This window comes from Sinorhizobium sp. 8-89, assembly GCF_030124325.1.
Taxonomy (GTDB): Bacteria; Pseudomonadota; Alphaproteobacteria; order Rhizobiales; family Rhizobiaceae; genus Sinorhizobium.
Window position 1 is genome coordinate 97,016 of record NZ_JASKLR010000004.1, and the last position, 17,050, is coordinate 114,065.

The 17,050-nt window shown below is 59.4% G+C and carries 25 protein-coding genes and 1 tRNA gene; 9 read left to right on the forward strand and 17 right to left on the reverse strand.

From position 1 onward, the window contains the following. The first annotated feature begins 220 nt into the window (after positions 1-220). From QN219_RS10545 to QN219_RS10560, 4 genes are all read left to right on the forward strand, one after another. Complete coding sequence (locus QN219_RS10545; RefSeq protein WP_283999593.1) at positions 221-1,075, forward strand: glycoside hydrolase family 108 protein; 855 nt, start codon at positions 221-223, stop codon at positions 1,073-1,075. Further along, complete coding sequence (locus tag QN219_RS10550; protein ID WP_283999595.1) at positions 1,072-1,356, forward strand: hypothetical protein; 285 nt, start codon at positions 1,072-1,074, stop codon at positions 1,354-1,356. Before QN219_RS10545 ends, QN219_RS10550 begins: the two co-directional genes overlap by 4 nt. Positions 1,357-1,453: 97 nt before the next feature. Continuing rightward, entirely contained in the window at positions 1,454-1,648 is a 195-nt protein-coding gene (locus QN219_RS10555) for a hypothetical protein (RefSeq protein ID WP_283999596.1), read from the forward strand. A gap of 1 nt (position 1,649) precedes the next feature. Next, the gene (locus QN219_RS10560) at positions 1,650-2,093 is read left to right on the forward strand and encodes a hypothetical protein (protein WP_283999598.1); all 444 of its coding nucleotides are present in this window, start codon (positions 1,650-1,652) and stop codon (positions 2,091-2,093) included. Positions 2,094-2,097: 4 nt separating this feature from the next. Here QN219_RS10560 and QN219_RS10565 read toward each other — a convergent pair whose 3' ends face one another. The 12 genes from QN219_RS10565 to QN219_RS10620 form a co-directional block, all read right to left on the reverse strand. Beyond that, positions 2,098-2,505: a helix-turn-helix transcriptional regulator gene (locus QN219_RS10565; protein WP_283999599.1), complete on the reverse strand. Its 408-nt coding sequence runs from the start codon at positions 2,503-2,505 to the stop codon at positions 2,098-2,100. A 59-nt stretch (positions 2,506-2,564) separates the two neighbouring features. Continuing rightward, positions 2,565-2,744, reverse strand: a complete 180-nt coding sequence (locus QN219_RS10570) for a hypothetical protein (RefSeq protein WP_283999600.1) — start codon at positions 2,742-2,744, stop codon at positions 2,565-2,567. Then, positions 2,741-3,109: a transcriptional regulator gene (locus QN219_RS33960; protein WP_309486584.1), complete on the reverse strand. Its 369-nt coding sequence runs from the start codon at positions 3,107-3,109 to the stop codon at positions 2,741-2,743. Before QN219_RS33960 ends, QN219_RS10570 begins: the two co-directional genes overlap by 4 nt. A gap of 340 nt (positions 3,110-3,449) precedes the next feature. Then, a complete protein-coding gene (locus tag QN219_RS10580) occupies positions 3,450-3,812 on the reverse strand; it encodes a hypothetical protein (RefSeq protein ID WP_283999602.1) in 363 nt (120 codons plus the stop codon). 14 nt (positions 3,813-3,826) lie between these two features. Continuing rightward, on the reverse strand, positions 3,827-4,279 hold the full coding sequence (locus QN219_RS10585) for a type II toxin-antitoxin system HicB family antitoxin (RefSeq protein WP_283999603.1): 453 nt from the start codon (positions 4,277-4,279) through the stop codon (positions 3,827-3,829). 2 nt (positions 4,280-4,281) lie between these two features. Beyond that, positions 4,282-4,500, reverse strand: coding sequence for a helix-turn-helix domain-containing protein (locus QN219_RS10590; RefSeq protein WP_283999604.1), 219 nt, complete (start codon positions 4,498-4,500; stop codon positions 4,282-4,284). A gap of 220 nt (positions 4,501-4,720) precedes the next feature. Next, entirely contained in the window at positions 4,721-5,101 is a 381-nt protein-coding gene (locus QN219_RS10595; protein WP_283999615.1) for a helix-turn-helix transcriptional regulator, read from the reverse strand. Between the two features lie 11 nt (positions 5,102-5,112). Beyond that, entirely contained in the window at positions 5,113-5,367 is a 255-nt protein-coding gene (locus tag QN219_RS10600; protein WP_283999617.1) for a type II toxin-antitoxin system RelE/ParE family toxin, read from the reverse strand. Between the two features lie 146 nt (positions 5,368-5,513). Beyond that, positions 5,514-5,966 carry a helix-turn-helix transcriptional regulator gene (locus QN219_RS10605; RefSeq protein ID WP_283999618.1) on the reverse strand — a complete coding sequence of 151 codons (453 nt, stop codon included), beginning with the start codon at positions 5,964-5,966 and terminating at the stop codon, positions 5,514-5,516. A gap of 286 nt (positions 5,967-6,252) precedes the next feature. Continuing rightward, positions 6,253-6,329, reverse strand: a tRNA-Met gene (locus QN219_RS10610). A 134-nt stretch (positions 6,330-6,463) separates the two neighbouring features. Then, positions 6,464-7,660, reverse strand: a complete 1,197-nt coding sequence (gene mnmA / locus QN219_RS10615) for a tRNA 2-thiouridine(34) synthase MnmA (protein WP_283999620.1) — start codon at positions 7,658-7,660, stop codon at positions 6,464-6,466. Positions 7,661-7,848: 188 nt separating this feature from the next. Further along, positions 7,849-8,595 carry a LuxR family transcriptional regulator gene (locus QN219_RS10620; protein WP_283999621.1) on the reverse strand — a complete coding sequence of 249 codons (747 nt, stop codon included), beginning with the start codon at positions 8,593-8,595 and terminating at the stop codon, positions 7,849-7,851. Positions 8,596-9,076: 481 nt separating this feature from the next. Between QN219_RS10620 and QN219_RS10625 the strand changes: the two genes are divergently transcribed. Together QN219_RS10625 and QN219_RS10630 are read left to right on the forward strand one after the other, a co-directional pair. Then, on the forward strand, positions 9,077-9,352 hold the full coding sequence (locus QN219_RS10625) for a DUF1153 domain-containing protein (protein ID WP_003527546.1): 276 nt from the start codon (positions 9,077-9,079) through the stop codon (positions 9,350-9,352). Between the two features lie 213 nt (positions 9,353-9,565). Continuing rightward, on the forward strand, positions 9,566-9,847 hold the full coding sequence (locus QN219_RS10630) for a GNAT family N-acetyltransferase (RefSeq protein ID WP_283999623.1): 282 nt from the start codon (positions 9,566-9,568) through the stop codon (positions 9,845-9,847). A gap of 387 nt (positions 9,848-10,234) precedes the next feature. Here QN219_RS10630 and QN219_RS10635 read toward each other — a convergent pair whose 3' ends face one another. Beyond that, positions 10,235-10,585 (reverse strand): flagellar export protein FliJ, encoded by a 351-nt coding sequence (locus QN219_RS10635; RefSeq protein ID WP_136508053.1) that lies wholly within the window; start codon positions 10,583-10,585, stop codon positions 10,235-10,237. A gap of 444 nt (positions 10,586-11,029) precedes the next feature. Between QN219_RS10635 and ctrA the strand changes: the two genes are divergently transcribed. Next, positions 11,030-11,731 carry a response regulator transcription factor CtrA gene (gene ctrA / locus QN219_RS10640; protein WP_136508054.1) on the forward strand — a complete coding sequence of 234 codons (702 nt, stop codon included), beginning with the start codon at positions 11,030-11,032 and terminating at the stop codon, positions 11,729-11,731. Positions 11,732-12,023: 292 nt separating this feature from the next. On the opposite strand, the gene QN219_RS10645 is transcribed toward ctrA, so the two are convergent. Both QN219_RS10645 and chpT read right to left on the reverse strand, forming a co-directional pair. Then, positions 12,024-12,386, reverse strand: coding sequence for a PleD family two-component system response regulator (locus tag QN219_RS10645; protein WP_283999625.1), 363 nt, complete (start codon positions 12,384-12,386; stop codon positions 12,024-12,026). A 346-nt stretch (positions 12,387-12,732) separates the two neighbouring features. Further along, positions 12,733-13,377 carry a histidine phosphotransferase ChpT gene (chpT, locus tag QN219_RS10650; protein ID WP_173509218.1) on the reverse strand — a complete coding sequence of 215 codons (645 nt, stop codon included), beginning with the start codon at positions 13,375-13,377 and terminating at the stop codon, positions 12,733-12,735. A gap of 354 nt (positions 13,378-13,731) precedes the next feature. Between chpT and QN219_RS10655 the strand changes: the two genes are divergently transcribed. After that, complete coding sequence (locus QN219_RS10655; RefSeq protein ID WP_283999626.1) at positions 13,732-14,316, forward strand: DUF1134 domain-containing protein; 585 nt, start codon at positions 13,732-13,734, stop codon at positions 14,314-14,316. 227 nt (positions 14,317-14,543) lie between these two features. Beyond that, positions 14,544-15,725 carry a hypothetical protein gene (locus tag QN219_RS10660; protein ID WP_283999628.1) on the forward strand — a complete coding sequence of 394 codons (1,182 nt, stop codon included), beginning with the start codon at positions 14,544-14,546 and terminating at the stop codon, positions 15,723-15,725. Positions 15,726-15,805: 80 nt separating this feature from the next. Here the strand turns inward: QN219_RS10660 and QN219_RS10665 are convergent, their stop codons facing one another. After that, the gene (locus QN219_RS10665; protein WP_283999629.1) at positions 15,806-16,636 is read right to left on the reverse strand and encodes an RNA methyltransferase; all 831 of its coding nucleotides are present in this window, start codon (positions 16,634-16,636) and stop codon (positions 15,806-15,808) included. A 9-nt stretch (positions 16,637-16,645) separates the two neighbouring features. After that, entirely contained in the window at positions 16,646-17,029 is a 384-nt protein-coding gene (locus QN219_RS10670; protein WP_283999630.1) for a hypothetical protein, read from the reverse strand. Between the last annotated feature and the right edge of the window lie 21 nt (positions 17,030-17,050).

Below are 17,050 nucleotides of genomic sequence, written 5' to 3' on the forward strand. Positions count from 1 at the left end.
GATGTGGAATTTCAGGTGGCGCTTTCGCTGATCGATGGTGCTCCGCTCAAGCCCCTCCCCCTCGCCGGTTGCGATCCATAGTGACCGTCTATGCCGTGCTCGGCCCCGACGAGGCAGATTTCCAGCCGGAATTGCCCGGCTCTGAGCCGCAGCCGGTTACGGCCAAGCGCCGGGTTCAAAACATCAACTTTCTCTAAGAAATCCTAAACAGGAGTCAGCCATGACAGCCAGCGGCTTCAAGGCGGCACTCGCGCGAGTGCTCGTCCATGAAGGCGGCTTTGTCGATCATCCGCGTGATCCCGGCGGAGCCACAAATCAGGGTGTTACTCAGCGGACCTATGACGCCTATCGGCGGAGCAAAAAGCAGCGCACGCGCTCCGTCAAGGCAATGGTCGCGGCTGAACGGGACGCGATCTACAAGCGGCAATATTGGGATGCGATCAAGGGCGACAAGCTGCCGGCGGGCATCGATTACGTGCTGATGGACGGAGCCGTGCACTCCGGCCCCAAGCAGTCAATTAAGTGGCTACAGAGGGGGTTAGGCGCAGCCTATCAAGGTCAGATCGACGGCGTGATGGGGATAGCAACCTTCGCCGCGCTCGATGCCACGGCAAATCACGCCGCGCTTATTGACCGCATCTGCGACCGCCGCATGGCATTCCTCCGCGCTCTAAAAACATGGAGCACGTTCGGACGCGGCTGGGAAAAGCGCGTTGCCAGCGTCCGGGCCATGGCAAAGGCGGATGTGGAACGTCAGACAATCGATTTGAAGGCGGTCGAAATTCCGAATGCGAACGCAAAGGCGCTGATCGAGGACGCACGCAGAGCGCCATCGAGGGCACCGGCCGACGCGGCGACCGGCGGCGGAGTCGGCGCGGGTGGCATTGCCGGGACATTGCAGGGGCTCCAGGAACAACTCACGCCGTTCAGAGTGGCCGGTGATTGGATTACCAATCTGGTCGTCGCTCTCGCCGTTGGTGGCGCTTTGCTCGCTGCCGGCGGCATCGCTTACCGCTGGTATGCCAAGCGGCAGCAAACCCGGCTCGCCGATGCGCTTGATGAGGTGCCGGTATGATTGCCTTCCTCACGGGTCCGGCCGGCAAAGCCTTGGCAGTGGCCGCGTTCGTCATCGCTCTATTGGGCGCCGGCTATTGGAAGGGGCGATCTGATAGCCGCGTCGAACAGCTCAAGGACACAATCGCTGCAATCGAGAAAAGGGAGCGAGTCGATGAAAGGGTCAACGGCCTGGACGGTATTGCTCTGTGCAACGAGCTTCTTGGTGGTGGGGTGCACGACGAGTGCGCTCAACTGCGCGGGGTGGAGGAAGATCGACGTAACGCCGGGCGGCGCCGCTAAGCTGGCGGGCGATCCTGAACTGATCCCGACCGGCCGGGGCATCGCCGGACACAACGCCTTCGGGCGGGCTCAGAAGTGCTGGAAATAGGAGGCAACCATGATCGAAGGTCTTATAGCACTGGCGATTTCCATTCTCGTTGTCGGGCTTGTCACCGGCCTGATCGTCTTCCCCATTCGCCGCGCGCCGTTCATCCCGGCGCCGTTCGGACAATGGGCCGAATACCTCGTGATCGTCGTCGCGGTGCTCGTGATCATCTTGTACTCGCTGCGCTTTCTAGGAGTTGCCATCTAAAATGCAGACCGGACTCCAAGTCGATACGCGGACAGTCAACATCAACACGGTGATTTCTGTCGCTGGCTTCCTCGCCACCTTTGTCATGATCGGCGTCGCCTGGGGCACATCTGTATCCGCGATCCGTGAACTGGAAGAATGGAAGCTGGGTCACGAGGCGGTGCACCGTGATCTGGCGGCAAACATCCGCACTCAAGATGCCGTTATCGAACAGCAGATCAGCGCGTTGCGCACCGACCTGGCAAAGTTGGATCAGCTAACGTACCGCATCACCACTAATGAGAAGGGAATCGAGGCGATGGACACGCGGGTCAATCGCATCGCGGAAAGTTACAGCAACCAGTTCGCCGATATGCGGACTCAGCTCTCATCGATCTCGACGCAGATTGCGTTGACGAACCAAACGCTTCAAAGGATGGAGGCGGCGGTCCCGCCTCCCCGCTGATTGATCACTCGCCGGGATCGGCAAGTGACTGCAAGACCCGGAGCGCCGTGCCCTGGACCCTTGGCGGCATTGTCTCGACTATCCGAGCAGCGCGGAGCCCGTGTTTCCCGAAGGTCGGCAGTGCGGCGTCCTGCGGCTCTGTTGTCTCGATATTGGAGAAGAAGGTGGAAATCGGCGTGTTGAAGATTTCGGCCATCAACAGGAGTTTCGGGGCGCTGACGCGGTTCATGCCGCTTTCGTATTTTTGCACCTGCTGAAACGTAACCCCAAGCCTCTCGGCGAGCGCGGTCTGTGAAATGTCGTTGAGGGTGCGCAGCGTTCTTATATTCTGACCGACGAGAACGCTGATTTGCTTTTCTCGCTCTTCTGAGCGGGCGCCTTGTGGGGCGCGGGTTCTGGAAACCTTCTGCATCATGCGGGTCCTTTACTCAAACTCGACAGCCGTCATGGTTGCCGGGCTAGACCCGTAAATCAATCAAAAGTTAACTTTTCCTCAATGGTCTTCTTCGCGTCCTTCCGCACGCGGCGGGAGAACTTTTTCTTGATGCTATGCTTGACGCGCGGGCGGTCAAGGTAGCACATGACCTTGCGCCAACCGGTGAAGGCGTCCCACTCGTCGCCGCCTTTCAGCTTTTCTCGATGTCCCATCATTCTCGTTGATCTCCGGCGGACCATTCGAAATGAATGCGGTCATATGGGAACTCAACGCCGTCCGCCGTCCGGTCGATGACGCCTGTGTTGATGAGCGTGGTCACGTCACCTTTGACCGCCTCTACGTCGCGATTGACTCGCCGTGCGACTTCGTGGATCGACAGCGGCCCCTGCCCGGCGAGCGTCACGACAATAGCAAGCCGAGATGGTGTCAGAATGCGATGCATGTCGTCGTAACTGCCGAAATAATAGGACGACTCGGCATCCGGGACATTCTCACCGGCATCGATACGCTTCGCTGTCTCTATAAACTGCTGGCGCATTTCATCGATACCGCCACCCAATCGAACATGTAATGTCGTCATTTGAGCGTCCTTTCTACCCGTCCGATTAACCCTCCCCCCGGCCGCCGATACCCGCCCCAAAATGTCGGCAAGGGCGGCATCGACCTCGGCGAGCCGCGCATCCATGCGGGCGAAAGTGGGCTCGGCTAGCTTGTCGAGGCTTGCCAATTCGCTCTTGAACACGGCCCGAATTTCGTCCTTCAACCGCGTATCAGCGCGCATTGCATGCACGTCGCTAGTCATGCGCTCGGCGGTTTCGGCAACCGTCATCAACAGCCGCCGAACCTCTGCCATGTCGCGAGCGATTTCCTGCAACTCATCCATGACAACCCCCATTTCCCGGCTGACGGCTCATGCCGGATCACCACCCGTAACCGCTCTCCTCGGGTCCATAGGTTCCGTCTTCACGGACCTCTTTCCAGTGCCAGAAATTTGAGAGCCCGTGGGTGCCCCAATATTGGCCGCTGACGATCAGCACGTTACGCCCGTCAGGGTGACGGACTGTTTTGCCGACCTCCATACTGGATTTCCCCAGGACCTCTTCGGTCATGTCCTTCACCCATTGCTCTACCATGGTCGTCCCCCGTGCACGTGCGATTTCATCGATTATGGTTGCGATCAGCTCAGGGTCACCGTCTTCAAGAGCGGCCTCAAGCATGCCGGCCTGTTCTTCCGGGGTTTTGAGGAAATCCTGAATGTCGAAACGGATTGTTTCCAGCGCCATCTTAAACCGCTCCATCAACCTTTGTCGTTTTCGATGAAGGGAACCGCCAAAGGGTAACAGCCTTTCTTCATCGCCGCCCGGACTTCCTTGCGCTGCAAGACCGCCGCCATGGTTGACGGTTCCGGCATACTCTCGTCTTCCGCCCACAACTGCAACGCCTCGATTGCTTTGTGGAGGATGCCGCCTTCGTCATCGGCGGCGGAGTAAACGCCGGGAAGATCAGGAAACGAAATGCCGTAGGCGGTCGCTTTGTCGCCCGGCTCTACAAGTGCAATGTAGGTCTTCATCTTAAACGGCTCCATCAACCTTTGTATTTCCGCCTCTTTTTGATCGGAGCGTTTGGAATTATGGAATTCCTTATAGAGATAAGCCCGAATTACATCGGAAAGATATTTGCCGTCCCTTGCGCAATCGAGCCGCGCGCGCTTGTGCAGGCTATCACTGATATCGACAGTCAGGCGCCCCATAGTTATGCTCCTTCCCTCAGAACCGCGACTTCTCTTTTTCGACGTTCCTCAAACGCATCCAGTTCGATTTTCTTGAAATACCAGCGATCCCCAATGATTAGTGGTTGCGGAAAGCCGAGACAGGGATCGCGGACCCATCGCCGCAGTGTTTTGCGTGAAATATTATCGAAACGCTTTAGGACACTGCTGCTTGTCAGATAGCCGTCGTTGTCGTCGGTCATTGCCTCTCCCGTTGATTGCCGTCGTCGGACACTCGGAAGATACAAAATAACCCGGACGGAAATCAACCAATAAAAACAAATGGTTAGAATGTTACCCCTTGGGCACCACGCCTCGGCGGGGCGGCGGCCCGATCCCACGGTTTACCAGTGTCTTAGGCTTGCCCCATGGTTTCGAAGGTGTACCCCAAGGGGAACCATCGTTGGGCGAGGATGATATCGCTCAAGCCAGCTCGTCCACGGTGATGTCCAGCGCAGCAGCTATCTTCTTTATAGTGTCGAAGGTTCCATCGCGCTTGCCGCTCTCGATTTGTGAGAGATAGGCCGGGCTTACATCGGCTTTGGCGGCGAGGTCACGCAACGTCATTGCTCGATATTCTCGCCAAACCTTGATCCTATTTTCGCCGTCGAGCATGCGGTTGACGAACTCAGCCGGGATCAACTCCTCATCGCCGCTTGCCAGACGAGCATGAAAGCGTTCGACGGCGGCAATATCGGCTTCATCCTCTGCCATCTCGGCGGCCTTGGCGAGCTTCCTGTATTCGTCTTCCGGCATGACCACCATGCGGTCACCGGCCGGAGTAGTGATGAACTGTAGCGCCATGGTTTGCCCTCCTAATCGTACGCACCGCCGCGAGGGGCGATCCTGATGATGGCGATAATCTCACCGTCCTCGGTGAAGACTATCCGCCAGTCGCCTACCCGCAGCCGGTACGTACCTTGCTGCCCCTTGAGAGCCTTGACGTTATTGGCAAGGCTCGCTGGGTCCGAAGCATATTGCTCAATTTTCGAGCGGAGCCGCTTAGCGACGTTCACTGGAATCTGCATTAAGGTCTTGAGAGCGTCGCGGGAATAGCGGATCGTTTTCATACTTCGACATTAGCAAATAGCAAACATAATTGCAATCAAGGTGTTTGCAAGTAGCTAACTAATTTGGCTCCCAGCGGCGCGGGCAGGTATACCCTCCTGGCGCCCGCGCCCACCTCGCCCCGCCACTCCCGGCGGGGCCTTTTTCTTTATCCAAACGGGCTAATGAACTTTTCTTCTCTATGTTTGAACGCCGATTGGTACTGTTTGAAAAAAAACTCGAAACATATGCCCTTCTTCTTATTGATCACTGCAATGTCCGGCTCGATCCTCCTTGACAGCGGCGGGACTTCTCTCGCCTCCGGTTCAAGCGCTGCTTTGACGAGTCCGTCTACAGCATTGTGAAAGGTCTTCGCGATTTGCGGTGGCACTCGACTAAGCGCTTCGGTGAGGTTAAGGCTTGACGGCGGTCGATTAAGAGGGTCACCGGGCCTGCATCCACACGCCTTGGCGAACGCAACGAGGTAATCGACGCTGCCATCACGTTTCCCGGCTTCAACACGGGATACCATCGCGGGCGTGAAACCAATCACCTCTGCCAGCGCCTTCTGAGACGCGAACCCGGCGTTCTCCCTCCACTCCTTAAAGAAAAAGCGCTTCATTCTTTCCTCCGTTTTCCTGGCGGCTAAACCCCGGATCATCCTCCCGGCATCATCATTGAGGCAACCGTAGAAATTTAGGGCGGCGCCTTAGCTAGAGTGAAAAGGCGCATCGGTCGCGGCCGATTCTTTGTGCCGCTTTGTGCCATTCTTTGTGCCAGTGACTTGCCGGGACCGAAAAGGAAACCCCGGAAAATAAGGGAAATTCCAAGGCACAAAGATGGCACAAAGGCCCCGGAAATCCCGGAGCCTTTTTCTTCTAAACCGCTGTATTTCTTAGGGAATTCGATGGTAGCGGAGGAGGGATTCGAACCCCCGACACAAGGATTATGATTCCTCTGCTCTAACCTACTGAGCTACTCCGCCGCCGGCACCGTGAAGCTTCCCCAAGGAAGCCCGTCTCGGCTGGACGGGCGGCTTATAAGGTGCTGTTCCGGCTAGTGTCAAGCAAAGTCTGCGGGAAAATGTGAACTTTTCCCGACGTTCCTGGTCGCACCTGCTCAAGCCGCCGCCGGTGCCTGCAAAAGCGCCTTGAGCGCCGCTTCCGCGCCGGGCTCGCGTTCGGATTTGCGGATGAAACCGCCGCCATAGACGCGCGCGTCTTCGCCGGTGCCGGAATAAAGTGCGCAGGCCTGCCCAGGCGCGACGCCGGCCTCCCCTTCGGCAAGCTCGACGTAGAGACCTTCTGCGTCGCTTCTCAGGACCGCCGGCGCCGGCTGGCGAGTGGACCGCACCTTGGCGAAGCAGTCGAAGCCCCGGGCGGCCGCGTCCTCGAGTTCCTCGTCGCCCAGCCAGTTGACGTCGCGCAGATAGACGCGGCGCGTCTCCAGCGCCTCCTTCGGGCCGACGATGACGCGGCGCGAGCGGGCATCGAGATAGACGACGTAAAGCGGCTCGCCGGTGGCGACCCCGATGCCGCGCCGCTGGCCGATCGTATAGTGCAGGATGCCGTCGTGGCTGCCGAGCACGCGCCCGTCGAGATGGACGATCTCGCCGGCGAGAGCCGCATTCGGCTTCAGCTTCGAAACGATGTCGCTGTATTTGCCCTGCGGTACGAAACAGATGTCCTGGCTGTCGGCCTTCTTGGCGACGATCAGGCCCATGTCTTCGGCCAGAGCCCGCGTTTCGGTCTTGGAAAGACCACCGAGGGGAAAGCGCAGATAGTCGATCTGTTCCTGCGTTGTCGCGAATAGGAAATAGCTCTGGTCTCGCTCGGCGTCCGTCGGCCGGTAAAGCGCCCGCTGCCAGGCATAGCGCGGCTTCGGGCTCGGCCGGGAGCGGATGTAATGGCCGGTGGCGAGCGCATCCGCGCCGAGCTCCTTGGCGGTCGCAAGCAGGTCGGCGAACTTGACCGTCTGGTTGCAGGCAACGCAAGGGATCGGCGTCTCGCCCGCGATGTAGCTTTCGGCGAAGGGATTGATCACCGTTTCGCGGAAGCGCGCTTCATAATCGAGTACATAATGCGGAATGCCGAGCGTCTCGCAGACGCGCCGCGCATCGTCGATGTCCTGGCCGGCGCAGCAGGAGCCGGCGCGGTGCACGGCCGCGCCATGATCGTAGAGCTGCAGCGTGATGCCGAGCACGTCATAGCCCTCGCGTTTGAGCAGGCCAGCCACGACGGAGGAATCGACGCCGCCGGACATGGCGACGACGACGCGCGTATCTTCGGGCTTGCGATCAAAATCGAGACTGTTCACGGGATCCAATCCGGCATTGCGGGGCACGCGTCGATCGCCTGCGCCGCCCTGTTTTCACGCTCATGCCTTGGGCCTTCCGTAAAACGGCGCCAAACGGCATTTCAAAGCTTTCTGTGCCGCGACATATAGAAACTTGTCCGCCCTGCGGCAAGGGCGGAGGTTGGCTGCGGATCAGCCGCATCAAGCCGTCAGATCAGCTTCATCCGCATCGCGCGCGCGATCGCCTGCATGCGGTTGACCGCATCGAGCTTGCGGGTCGCGCTCTTGAAATAGCTGCTGACCGTGTAGGCGGAAATGCCGAGAATGATGGCGATCTCGTCGCTGCTCTTGCCGGCCGCTGCCCACCGCAGGCACTCGATCTCACGGCTGGACAGTTTTTCGCGCACCGCGCTCCCGGTATCGAAGGTGCGCTCGAGACATTCGAAGAGCTGCACGAGCGTCAGATAGAGCATTGCGCATTCCGTGCCGACCGGCTCCTCCCGCGTGCCCGAAAGCATGACGACGAACGGCTCCCCATACGTCGTATGCAAAAGCAAGGAAAAATGACGCGTCATGTCGGGATGGGCCTGAAGGTGGCGGACGGACATCGCCTCTCCATCCTTGCGTGCGACGTCCAGAAGCTCCGCGCCACCCACGACCGGCAGTTTCGTCTGGCGCAGCCGCTCAACGAGGAGGCTCGCCTGAAAGGCCCCGGAGGCGTCGTATTGGCGCACCAGTTCGGCGGGCCAATTGCTGAGCACCAGACGTTCGGAGAACCGCTGCTGCTCGGCCAGCGGCAGCCGCGCGATCATGAAGCGGCTGAAGCGGTAGCGCGCAATCAGTCGCCGCATCAGGTGCAGCAGCTCGTATTCGGTGCGCACCGATGCGGGATCAAACTCCGAAAGCATGTCGTCATCAGCCTCGCGCCGCGAGGCCGGTTCACTCGATTCCTTCATACCTTATCACCACGTTGCCGGCGGGTTCGCCTGGTCGAGAATTGAATGGTCCTTGCAACCCCGGCACAGTCTTCAACTGGCGGCTGCAATACAGCCGGCACCGATCAGCTGGTCGCGCAAGCAACGCGGCCGATCAAGAAAATATGTTGTGCCCAGGAGATGATTCCGGGAGCGTACACGCGAACGCTCATTCTTTGCTGTGCGCCTCGCTATCAAAAATTTTAGTTGAAGTGAAATGTGGTAATTGCATGGCTCCCATGTGAAAACCACGCGAAACCTAGGTTTTTCCATGCGTAGGCCAGCAGATATCGGCAACGAGACAACGCGCCCGGCAATGGTCTCCTCTGTGGCGTCCGGTGTTACGCCGCAGCTTCGAAGTGTCTCAAATTATGAGCAAATTGTTACCGGCGGCTTAGGCAAATGTTAAATGTGGCAAGCTAAGGTCGCGGTCATATGGTCTTGAGTTTGTGTAGAGAGTCCCATGACCGAAATGATGCGACCACGCGTAAAGTATGTCATCGGCCCCGATGGCAGCCCTCTGACGATCGCGGATCTGCCACCGGCCAACACCCGGCGCTGGGTTATCCGCCGGAAGGCTGAAGTCGTCGCCGCCGTGCGCGGTGGCCTTTTGAGCCTCGAGGAGGCGTGCGAACGGTACACCCTGACCGTGGAGGAATTCCTTTCCTGGCAGTCCTCCATCAACGATCATGGTCTCGCCGGCCTGCGGACCACGCGCATCCAACAGTATCGCCACTGATTTCACCCGACAGGGCCATAGTTCGACACCGGCGGCTTCGGGATCTGCCCGCAGCCGCCGGTGTTGTTTTGGATCGCATGACGCCGCTACCGCGCCACGCGTCTCATCAGACGCGCAAAGGACGCGTAGCACTCTGAATTGCTGCATGTTTCCGATCGCGGAAAACATGCTGTAGCATTCCCGCCGGCAGCAACAGATGCGGAGCGAAGATCGATGGAAATCGTCAACGAGGAAATCAATTCGAAGGGCCGTTATTCGGCGACCGTGGAGGGCCATACCGGCGAGATGACCTATTCGCGGTCCTCACCGAAACTGATCATCATCGATCACACGCTGGTGCCGGATGAATTGCGCGGCAAGGGCGTCGGACAAGCGCTCGCAAAGCACGCAGTCGACGAAGCGCGAAAAGGCGGCTGGAAGATCATCCCGCTCTGCCCCTTCATGCGCGCGCAAGCGATGCGCCATCCGGAGTGGCAGGACGTCATCCAGGCGTAAACGGGCCCGCGCGACCGGCGTTTTCGAGGCTCAGCGTACCGCGCGCCCACAAGCAGGCGAGGTCGTGAAGACGCGCTCTTCCGTCCATGTCCGCCTTTGCATTCCGACGAGTCGATCGTCCATCGACGACTTGATACGCCCGGCATCCGAGCATGCAAGGCGGGTCGACTAGATCATTTCATTGTTCCCTTGAAACAATGAAATGATCTAACTCTTTGGAACCACACAATTCCGGACGGAAAACCGTACATACTTTTCCTGGAACTGCTCCAGGCGGCAATAGAAACGCCTCCCGCGTCAAGCAGACTGCATGACGCGGGACGGCGGCGCCGCACGTCTTATCAGATACGGAAAGATCGCTGTAACACTTCGAGGGAGCATAATGACTCAGGCGCGCATGCGGGCGCCTGTGTCTCGTTCTTCGAGCGCCGCCGCTTTCGCGTACTCGGCCTGAACCTCCTCGAGCGCGAGTTCGGCCGCATCCTGCTGCGCCTTCAGCTCGCGAATCGAGACCTGGAGATTGTCGGCTCTCTGGCGGGCGGCCTTGGCGAAGGTGGGATAGGCAAAATGCGCGGGATCCGAAATTCCCGACTTCTTCTCTTCGAATACAATCTGACTTTCCAGATCCTTGGTCATTCGCTCGAACTCAGCCATCATCATCTGAAGCTGGTTCAACTGACGCTGCTTCTCCCGGACCTGAAATTCCTTCAGGCGGACAAGGCTCTCACGTGCTTTCATACGCAATACTCCCGTGGATTGCGAGACCCCGGTTACTGATCCTGACCCGTCGTGCCGGCCCCGTGGCGGCCGGAAACAAAAAATAGAAGCGACCTTAACAAAGGCCTACCGCTGGTAACCTTTCGTTTACGGGCATCGTTAATCATAGGGGTGATGATTTAAGGCTCCGTAAATGCTGAAGCATGAAATGTGGCACTTCGCGCATTAACGAGTCGGAAGAGTCAGATAGCGGTATTTCCTCATGTATTACATGAGAGATGCCATTTGAGATTCACCTTTTGAATCAGGAGACTGCTAAAAATATTTAACATTCTCGATACACCTTGCCAGAGTGAATCAGAATTTGTTAACCATTTGGTGGCAGCCTCCAAATCAGGCAACGACTGGATCCGTATCGCGTAAGGGGGCCACGACGTACCTTGGGCGGCGGAAAAGGGGAAAAACATGCGGGTTCTACTGATCGAAGACGATAGCGCGACAGCTCAAAGCATCGAGCTCATGCTTAAGTCCGAGAGTTTCAACGTTTACACGACCGATCTCGGTGAAGAAGGCGTCGATCTCGGCAAGCTTTATGACTACGATATCATTCTTCTCGACCTGAACCTGCCGGATATGTCCGGTTACGAGGTCCTGAGAACGCTGCGCCTGTCGAAAGTAAAGACCCCGATCCTCATCCTGTCGGGCATGGCGGGAATTGAAGACAAGGTGCGGGGCCTCGGTTTCGGCGCTGACGACTACATGACCAAGCCGTTCCACAAGGACGAATTGGTTGCGCGTATCCACGCAATCGTCCGTCGCTCCAAGGGCCACGCCCAGTCGGTCATCTCGACCGGCGAGCTGATCGTCAACCTTGACGCCAAGACTGTGGAAGTCGGTGGTCAGCGCGTGCATCTGACCGGCAAGGAATACCAGATGCTGGAACTCCTCTCGCTGCGCAAGGGCACGACGCTTACCAAGGAAATGTTCCTTAATCATCTCTATGGCGGCATGGACGAGCCGGAACTGAAGATCATCGACGTCTTCATCTGCAAGCTGCGCAAGAAGCTCGCAAATGCTGCCGGCGGCGCCAATTATATCGAGACAGTCTGGGGCCGCGGCTACGTGCTGCGCGAGCCCGACGGCAACGACTACCTGGAAACGGCCTGATTTTCCATAGCATCGCGGTCGAGAACCCGCATTTCCTCGTCCGCTCTGACGGCTATTATCGGATCGAAAACCCGCCCCTCTCTCGGGCGGGTTTTTCTTTGGCGGCAGGTTGCCCGCTCACGATACGATGAAGAGACGGCAGCGCCTCCTCCCCCGTCCATGCTGTCTCATGTCGGGTCGGCGCCGGGCATGCCGAGAGGGCGCACGCAAAAAAAGGCCGCAGCATTGCCGCGGCCGTGTTTCAAACAACTGGTTTATTTCACCAATGATCTAACGAGGCTCTCAACGCTCGTCAGGCGGCCATCGACTGGCTGGCGAAGACACTCGTCAGGATCTTACGGTCAAAGGGCTTCAGCAGGAAGTCGTCGGCGCCGGCACGTTTGCCCGCCATCATCTTCCTCAGGTCCGCCTCGACAACGCAATAATAGATGCGAACCGACGTGCCGTTCGGCAGGTGCCGGATATTGGCGATCAGATCGAGCGCGCCGTCCAGCGCGGCATCGACGATCAGGATGTTCGGCAACTCGGCTTCGCAGCGCACCAGCGCATCAAGGCTGCTTGGTGCCTCCAAAACCAGAAATCCCATGCCCGAGAGGATGCGTTTCCCAACCTTCCTGACAACATCCGAGCCGTCAGCAATCATCAAGCGCCGCATGTCCAAACTCCTTCACGCCTACTTGCACGCGCACCCGCATCCAAGAAACAAAGCCTATACAGATTTGGCAAAGAAACCGTTACGACGATTGCTTAATACTTCCTTTCGGCTTGGCGCCGATCCATCAACGCTTCTTAATCGCGCAGAGGCGAGCGCAACGCCAAGACCGCACACGAAAAACCCTCCGGCAGACTTACGTTTCGGAGGGTTCGGATGCGGGCCGTTTCGATGAAAGAGGGATACTCTTGAGCGCCGGGCGTTCAAATGAACGCACAAAGGATGCTCTAGTACTTTGATTCTAGAGCATCTTATCCGCTTTCGGTGAATCCACCTAAAGCGGGATGCTCTAGGCCTCGGCCTTGGCGGTGAACACGATCGCCTCGCCGGTCGAAACGACGTCGATCGTCATTCCGGCCTCCTCGCCCAACAGGACGGTGTAATAGGGCTGGATCGAGTGCGCGTCGACGGCCTCTTCCGGGGTGCCGGAGAGCAGTTCCACGAGCTTCGGCGGCACCCGCATCATTCGCCCCTTGGCCACGAGCGTGAAGGTCGCGTCGAATTCGGGCTTTTCAAGCGTGATATCGATCGAGCCGCCGCGCGGGATGGAGCCGTAGGCGACCAGGAAGAGATTGAGGAGAAGCTTGACGCGGTTCTTGGCGATGATCGCGCGCGGGCCGTTCCAGTTGACCTCAGTCTTCTTTTCCGCCGCGGCGAAATCCTTGGCCGCCTTTTCGGCTTCGCCCGTATCGATCGACGCGCCGACCGAACCGGAGGCGCCGAAGGCAAGGCGCGCAAACTTGAGGCGGACGGAAGCGTTGAGCGCGCTGGTGCGGATCAGATCCATCGCATCGGCATCAGCCCCTCCCTCGTCCAGGAGTTCAAGGCCGTTATTGATGGCGCCGACTGGCGAGATGATGTCATGGCAAACCCGGCTGCAGAGCAGTGCGGCCAGATCGGGTCCCGTCAGTGTCAGGTTCGGATTCTTTGCCATCATTCTTCCTTGTTCGCTATCCGTCTGCCGGCGCCACCGCCGCGCGTTCTTGCCCCGCAACCAAAGCTGCCGCACGACCATGGCATGGGCCATGAATCGCGCGGGCGCGGCCGGTAATCAATAGGCCATAATGACATCACATTTGGTAAACCGATTGTTAAGATGATCGGTTCAAATTGCTGGAGCATCCCGAATTCAGCCTGAATCGCTGGAGGATGCGCGGCCGGAACCAGTTTTCACACTTTTCCGCGCCCGCCCCTGGAATTGGACCAGACCCGCGCCGGACGCGCAACCGATGCAAATGCCGGCCATGACAGCCGGCGCAGGTCACTTTCGTGCCTGACGGAGGAAACGATGCAGCCGTTCATGAAGGCAACCACGATGGTTGTTCGCGCTATCCTGACGATGATGCTGATAGCCGGCACCATGTCTGCCGCCCACGCCCAGTCCCCGAACAGCCAGTATACGATGCAGGAAATCGTGGACGCTGGCCACGGCTTCTTCGGCGAAACCTCGGGCGGACTTGCCAAGGTCGTCGAACGCGCCTTTGAGCGCTACGGCTTGCCGAATGGCTACATCCTCGGGCAGGAAGGCTCCGGCGCCTTCATCGCCGGCCTCACCTATGGCGAAGGCGAACTCTATACGAAGAACGTGGGCCAACACACGGTCTTCTGGCAGGGTCCCTCTCTCGGGCTCGATTGGGGCGGCCAAGGGAGCCGCGCCATGATGCTCGTCTACAATCTGCCCAGCGTTCCGGCGCTCTACAAGCGCTTCGGCGGCGTCTCCGGTTCTGCCTATGTCGTCGCCGGCGTCGGCATGACGGTATTGACCGACGACCACGTTGTTGTCGTGCCGATCCGCACCGGCATCGGCGCGAGACTCGGTCTTAACGTCGGCTATCTCAAGCTGACGCAGCAGCCGACGTGGAATCCTTTCTGAGGGTACTTCAAGCGGCGGCGTGTTCCAGCAAAGCCGCTTACCCGGCCGCTGCAAAAATGCCCCATCTCCCCGTCTCGCCAGAGATTAAGCGCGTCTGAAAAGACGCGCTTTGCTGTTCTGGCACTTGCAGCATTCAGGGCATCATGTTTACTGCGGTGGAAGCACCGAGATGGCGCCTGGCTTCCGCGGCGGGCAGCGCATCCGATCCAGATTGAAACGGCTAGCTCGTGATTGAATTTGCGCTCCTCTTTTCCCTGGGCTTCCTGACGGCGATTGTCATCGGCCTCATGGCCGCCCCTGCCATTCAAAGACGCATCGTGCGCTTTGCGGAGGATCGGCTGAAGGCGACTATGCCTCTGAGCCCCCAGGAGGTACGCGCGCAGAAGGATGCCGCCCGCGCCGCCTATGCTGCCGAAAATGCCAAGGCCCAGCAGGCGCTACGCCGCGAGCGCGACAAGAGCGTCACGCTGATGCTGCAAAACGAAAATACCCTGCGGGAGGCGCGCAAACTTGCCGGCGAGAAGGCCGACCTGCAGGCTCAACTCGCCGACATGAACGTCGAGGCCGCCGACATGCGCTCCACGATCCGCCAACTCGAACAACGCATCGAGCGGATGAAGTCGACCTTTGAAACCTCGAAAAAGTACAACGGCGCCAAGGACGATACGATTCGCAAGCTCAACGGCCAGATGGAGAAACATGCGGCGGATATCGACAATCTCCGGATAGATCTCGCCGCCCGCGAAACCGAGATCGAGCATCTGAAGAGCCGGGTCGCCACGCTGCGCGACGAGCGCGAGGCGCTTCGCGGCGAGCTCAAGGCCGAGAATGCCCGGGCACGGGAAATGGAACTGCGGCTCGGTCGGAACGAGACCCGGATACGCCAGCTTGAAACCACCGTCGCGCGCGAAACCGCCACCCACGCGGACCGCGAGAACGCGCTGACGCGGCGCGCGGACGAAATCGAAAAACTGAAGGCGCGCGTGAAAGAGCTGAATCATGAGATGCGTGAAGCGGCCAAGGCACTTCGCGCGGCTGGTCTGACCATGCCGAAACGCGCGGAGCAAAAGCCCGCCGTCCCGGACGCCGTGAATGGAGAGATCGCCGAGCCCCGTACAAAAGCGACGCCTACGGCAGCACCAGGCCCCGACACGACTATGCTGTCCGAAGACCTGCGCAATCGCGCTACGGCACTTTCGGAGCGCCTGCTAAACACCAAATCCGCCGCGCATGACGAGGCGCTGCGGCAGGAGATCGCCGATATTGCCGCGGGCATGATCGCTCTGACGGCGGCAAGCGAAGGCAAGGCGTCACCGATCCGCAGCCTTCTTGCCGGGGAGGAGACGAGCGCAACGCCGACCCGCAAGAGCCTCGCAAGCCGCGCCAAGGAATACCTGCCTCCGGAATGAGCGCGCTGTCGATCGTTTTTCCTTTTTGAAGACTATGCCTCACGTCGTCCGCATGTTTCGGACGATAGAAAGCGCAAGCGTCAGAGGCGCTTGTTGATCAGTGCAACCTGATGCAGCGCTATGCCGGCAGCCATGGCGACGTTCAGACTGTCGAGGCCCGGCCGCTGGCGGACGCGCGCTGTCTGGATCGCAGACAGGATAGCCTCCGGTAGCCCTTCGCCCTCGGTGCCGACGAGGAGCGCCGTGCGCGGCGCAGGCGGGATATCGTTGATGTCGACTGTGCCGCGCGGCGACAGCCCCCAGATCGCGAAACCCGCGACTTGAAGTCGTTCGATCAGCGAGGATGCCATCCCCTCGCGTGCGAAAGGCATCGTCAGTACCGATCCGACCGAGACCCGGATTGCCTTGCGATACAACGGATCGCAGCTCGCGGCGTCCATGAACACGGCATCGACGCCGAAGGCGGCCGCATTGCGAAACAACGAGCCCATGTTGTCGTGGTTCGATATCCCGCAGGCGGCGAGAACTAGGCACTCCGCCGGAAGTCCCGCGATCAGCGCGTCCGCGTCCGGCATCGCGTCGCGCCGCCCGAGCGCCAGGACGCCGCGATGCATGTTGAAGCCGGCGATTGCGTCGAAGACCCGAGCATCCGCCACATAGACGGGAATGTCGGCCGGAAATTCCGCAAGCAGCCCCGTCAAGCCGGCAACACGGCTCTCGAGCAGCAGGATCGCTTCGGCAACGATGCCGCGTCCAGCGCGGTGAGCGGCAGCCAGCATGCGGAGCACGACCGTGCCTTCGGCGATGAAACGGCCCTGCCGCCCCGTCAGATCTCGCTCCTTGATCGCGACGAACGCGGCGATGCGGGCATCGGACGGATCATCGATACGGGCGAGGGAGGGCTGCGTCATGGCGAATCGTCAATTGGTCCTGACGGTGATGTCGGCGACGATGCGGCCCGCGGGAATGTCGAACACGATCGCACGCGGCTCGGCACCCGGGAGACTGCCGAAGAAAAGCACCTGCGAACCGGAGAGCGCGACATTGCTCACCGAAAATCCGGCCGGCAGTGCGGCGATCGCGCTCACCGGCGCGTCGCTCGGCACGCTCACCGCGATCGGCGCCGCCTCCGCGCTACCATTCGGACGGGTGACCTTGTAGACAATCGTCCCAAGGACAGCCATAAGCATGACGAGCATCACGCCGGCCGAGACGAGCTGTAGGCGCACCATCTTGCGACGGACATTCTCCATCGCGGGATCAAGCGGCTTTTCTTCCTGTTCATCGGGCTCGATTGCAGTCATGGCTGGCTTTCTATCGGAATT

Excerpts from the sequence above, each read along its gene's own strand:
- QN219_RS10545 (WP_283999593.1), top strand. The coding sequence starts at position 221 with ATGACAGCCAGCGGCTTCAAGGCGGCACTCGCGCGAGTGCTCGTCCAT.
- QN219_RS10665 (WP_283999629.1), bottom strand. The coding sequence starts at position 16,636 with ATGACGCAGCCCTCCCTCGCCCGTATCGATGATCCGTCCGATGCCCGC.
- QN219_RS10580 (WP_283999602.1), bottom strand. The coding sequence starts at position 3,812 with ATGGCGCTGGAAACAATCCGTTTCGACATTCAGGATTTCCTCAAAACC.
- QN219_RS10600 (WP_283999617.1), bottom strand. The coding sequence starts at position 5,367 with ATGAAAACGATCCGCTATTCCCGCGACGCTCTCAAGACCTTAATGCAG.
- QN219_RS10590 (WP_283999604.1), bottom strand. The coding sequence starts at position 4,500 with ATGACCGACGACAACGACGGCTATCTGACAAGCAGCAGTGTCCTAAAG.
- QN219_RS10625 (WP_003527546.1), top strand. The coding sequence starts at position 9,077 with ATGACCGAAATGATGCGACCACGCGTAAAGTATGTCATCGGCCCCGAT.
- QN219_RS10555 (WP_283999596.1), top strand. The coding sequence starts at position 1,454 with ATGATCGAAGGTCTTATAGCACTGGCGATTTCCATTCTCGTTGTCGGG.
- chpT (WP_173509218.1), bottom strand. The coding sequence starts at position 13,377 with ATGGCAAAGAATCCGAACCTGACACTGACGGGACCCGATCTGGCCGCA.
- QN219_RS10630 (WP_283999623.1), top strand. The coding sequence starts at position 9,566 with ATGGAAATCGTCAACGAGGAAATCAATTCGAAGGGCCGTTATTCGGCG.
- QN219_RS10670 (WP_283999630.1), bottom strand. The coding sequence starts at position 17,029 with ATGACTGCAATCGAGCCCGATGAACAGGAAGAAAAGCCGCTTGATCCC.
- QN219_RS10565 (WP_283999599.1), bottom strand. The coding sequence starts at position 2,505 with ATGCAGAAGGTTTCCAGAACCCGCGCCCCACAAGGCGCCCGCTCAGAA.
- QN219_RS10550 (WP_283999595.1), top strand. The coding sequence starts at position 1,072 with ATGATTGCCTTCCTCACGGGTCCGGCCGGCAAAGCCTTGGCAGTGGCC.
- QN219_RS10570 (WP_283999600.1), bottom strand. The coding sequence starts at position 2,744 with ATGATGGGACATCGAGAAAAGCTGAAAGGCGGCGACGAGTGGGACGCC.
- QN219_RS10595 (WP_283999615.1), bottom strand. The coding sequence starts at position 5,101 with ATGGCGCTACAGTTCATCACTACTCCGGCCGGTGACCGCATGGTGGTC.
- QN219_RS10605 (WP_283999618.1), bottom strand. The coding sequence starts at position 5,966 with ATGAAGCGCTTTTTCTTTAAGGAGTGGAGGGAGAACGCCGGGTTCGCG.
- QN219_RS10620 (WP_283999621.1), bottom strand. The coding sequence starts at position 8,595 with ATGAAGGAATCGAGTGAACCGGCCTCGCGGCGCGAGGCTGATGACGAC.
- QN219_RS10655 (WP_283999626.1), top strand. The coding sequence starts at position 13,732 with ATGCAGCCGTTCATGAAGGCAACCACGATGGTTGTTCGCGCTATCCTG.
- ctrA (WP_136508054.1), top strand. The coding sequence starts at position 11,030 with ATGCGGGTTCTACTGATCGAAGACGATAGCGCGACAGCTCAAAGCATC.
- QN219_RS10560 (WP_283999598.1), top strand. The coding sequence starts at position 1,650 with ATGCAGACCGGACTCCAAGTCGATACGCGGACAGTCAACATCAACACG.
- QN219_RS10635 (WP_136508053.1), bottom strand. The coding sequence starts at position 10,585 with ATGAAAGCACGTGAGAGCCTTGTCCGCCTGAAGGAATTTCAGGTCCGG.
- QN219_RS10645 (WP_283999625.1), bottom strand. The coding sequence starts at position 12,386 with ATGCGGCGCTTGATGATTGCTGACGGCTCGGATGTTGTCAGGAAGGTT.
- QN219_RS33960 (WP_309486584.1), bottom strand. The coding sequence starts at position 3,109 with ATGACGACATTACATGTTCGATTGGGTGGCGGTATCGATGAAATGCGC.
- QN219_RS10585 (WP_283999603.1), bottom strand. The coding sequence starts at position 4,279 with ATGGGGCGCCTGACTGTCGATATCAGTGATAGCCTGCACAAGCGCGCG.